This window comes from Pararhizobium sp. P1_E7, assembly GCF_056405855.1.
This window is the reverse complement of record NZ_JBFUBH010000173.1, coordinates 1-2,432: the sequence shown is the minus strand read 5'-3', so window position 1 is coordinate 2,432 and position 2,432 is coordinate 1. Positions and strand designations below refer to the sequence as shown.

The window sequence follows — 2,432 nt, the reverse complement described above, 5'->3', positions numbered from 1 at the left end:
CGCCAAGTACGACCAGCAGCGGCGCCCCCATGACGRTCCCAAGGAGTGAGAAGAACAGTCGCCGGACGAAGGTCTGCGTCATATTGCCTGCTCCTTCCGACCGAACTGGATGACCGCGAGCACGATCACAAGGGTGACGACAACGAGGAACACGGCGAGTGCCGCAGCGAACGGGATGTTGGATTGCACCAGCGCCTGATCGCTGATCGCAACAGACAGGGTCCAGTGCTGCGGCCGCCCCAAGATCTGCGGCATCAGGTAAGTGCCAAGCGTGAAGACCAACAACATCAGGAAGGTGGTCACGATCGCATTACGATGCATCGGCAGTATTACGCGAAGGAAGGTCTTGAGCGGCGAGAGTCCAAGTGTGCGTGCTGCCTCCTCAATATGCGGATCGACCCTCGAGAGAATGGGGTATAGCACCAGAACGGCGTAGGGGACCGCCGTATACACCACGCCTGTCAGGAGAGCGCCAAGTCCGGGTGCATAGGACGCAGGCTTGTCGACAAGGCCAATCAGTACGAAGAAATTGCTGATCCCCGCGGTCCGCGACAACAATGTGGACCAGGCAAAGCCGATGATGGATTCTGACAGGGAGAGAACGGACAGCATGAAAATGAGCCAGCCGACCTGGGTAGATCGCGGAGCGTTCACGAGGAGATAGGAGAATGGAAACGCAATCAGGATGGAGATAGCGGCAACACCGAACGCAAGCCCAAAGGACGCGGTTACGAGCCAGAGAAAGAAGGGGCTGAGCAGGCGCTGGTAATTAGCGAGCGTGAAAGCGGTCTCGGCCGCCCCGATGCTCCTGTTCTCATAGAACGAGGTGACGATCATCGTCCCGAACGGCATGACGAAAAAAACCGTCAGGAGAAGGGCTGGAACTAGGATTGGCATATAGGCTATTAGGGATTGAGGCTGCCGGGTGTTCATGATTCACCTCAGGACCACACAGGTCGCGCTGTTCACATGAACATGCACCGGACGTCCGATCGAAAGACTGCTCTCCTGTCTCGCGGGCACGGCGACGACGAGGTCCCTCTCCATGCCGTCGACCGAAACATTCACCTCGATGCTCGCACCGAGATGCCGCGTGAAGGCAATCCGGCCCACGAGACTGCTGCTGCTTGCTTCATCCTTCAGGTTCAGGTCCTCTGGCCGCACGGAGAAGGTGAACTGGCCCACAGGCGGCGCCTGTTCGATCGTAACCGTTGCACCTGCAACCTGAACCCGACCGCCGCCAAGTGACGTTGCATCAATAAGGTTTGTCGCGCCGATGAATTCAGCCACGAAAGTGTTCGCGGGTTTTCGATACATTTCGAGTGGCGGTGCAACCTGTTGGATGACCCCGCGAGACATAAGGACAACGAGATCGGCAGTGGTCATCGCCTCCTTCTGGTCGTGGGTGACGAGAAGGGTTGTGATCCCAAGCTCCTGTTGCAGACGCTTGAGCTCTACCTGCATGGCCTCGCGCAGCTTCGCGTCAAGCGCGGACATGGGTTCATCGAGGAGAAAGAGCTTCGGCTTCAAGGCGAGCGCCCGGGCAATGGCCACCCGCTGGCGCTGTCCGCCCGAGAGCTGCATGATCGAACGTTCCGCAATTCCTGGCAGATGCACGAGATCGAGCAGCCTCTCAACCTCGCGCCTCTGAACCTCGCGAGACGCACCTCGAATGCCCAAGGCAAAGGCGATGTTGCCCCCGACGGACAAGTGCGGAAACAGCGCTAGGGACTGGAACACCATGCCGAAGTCCCGTAGGTGCGGCGGCACCTTCGTGATGTCGCGGCCATCGAGAAGGATCTGTCCCCGCGACGAAGCTTCAAGCCCCGCAATGATCCGCAAGAGGGTCGACTTGCCGCAGCCAGACGGCCCGAGCAGGCAGAGGAATTTGCCATTCTCCACATTGAGCGAGATATCGCTCAACGCGGGCACCGGGCCGTAGCTTTTGTGGATCTCGCGGATGACTAGTCCAGACATTGGCATCACTCCGGCAGCGCGCAGCGCGTCGCCTGCTACAGGTTTCGTTTTCGTTCGGAAGGCAGGGCGTTTAACCCTGCTGCATCTCCGTCCAGACCTGGTTGATGAAGTCGGTCTTGAGTGCCTGCATCTCGTAATGCGGACGCACCGGATCGATTTCGGAAGAAACCGAGTCGAACTCCTCCTTAGTGAGATCCATGGTCGAGCGTTCTACGACCGGAGCGCTGCCAAGTTTGCGTGCGAGGGTCGCCTGTGTCGAAGGCTGGGACATGTAATCCATGTAGGCATACGCGAGGTCGAGAGAGGCGGCAGCGGCTTTTGTCACCGCCCACGTGCCATAATCGTAGATCCCGCCTTCGATGGGCATGGTGGAACGGACGGGGAAGCCGTCTTTGACGGCGAGCCTGGTGACATCGTGAAAATACTGTCCCATCGGGATCTCGCCAGACTTGAGC

The 2,432-nt window shown here is 59.0% G+C and carries 3 protein-coding genes; all 3 read right to left on the bottom strand.

Annotated elements, in window-relative coordinates; all coding sequences use genetic code 11:
• Positions 1 to 78: 78 nt before the first annotated feature.
• Positions 79 to 933 (bottom strand): ABC transporter permease, encoded by an 855-nt coding sequence (locus AC1D17_RS28515; RefSeq protein WP_112841478.1) that lies wholly within the window; start codon positions 931 to 933, stop codon positions 79 to 81.
• Positions 934 to 936: 3 nt separating this feature from the next.
• Complete coding sequence (locus AC1D17_RS28510; RefSeq protein ID WP_112841479.1) at positions 937 to 1,977, bottom strand: ABC transporter ATP-binding protein; 1,041 nt, start codon at positions 1,975 to 1,977, stop codon at positions 937 to 939.
• A gap of 70 nt (positions 1,978 to 2,047) precedes the next feature.
• A partial coding sequence (locus tag AC1D17_RS28505) for an extracellular solute-binding protein (RefSeq protein ID WP_477568568.1) occupies positions 2,048 to 2,432 on the bottom strand: 385 nt, incomplete at its 5' end.

Coding starts and splice junctions, on each gene's coding strand:
- AC1D17_RS28515 (WP_112841478.1), bottom strand. CDS start 933: ATGAACACCCGGCAGCCTCAATCCCTAATAGCCTATATGCCAATCCTA.
- AC1D17_RS28510 (WP_112841479.1), bottom strand. CDS start 1,977: ATGTCTGGACTAGTCATCCGCGAGATCCACAAAAGCTACGGCCCGGTG.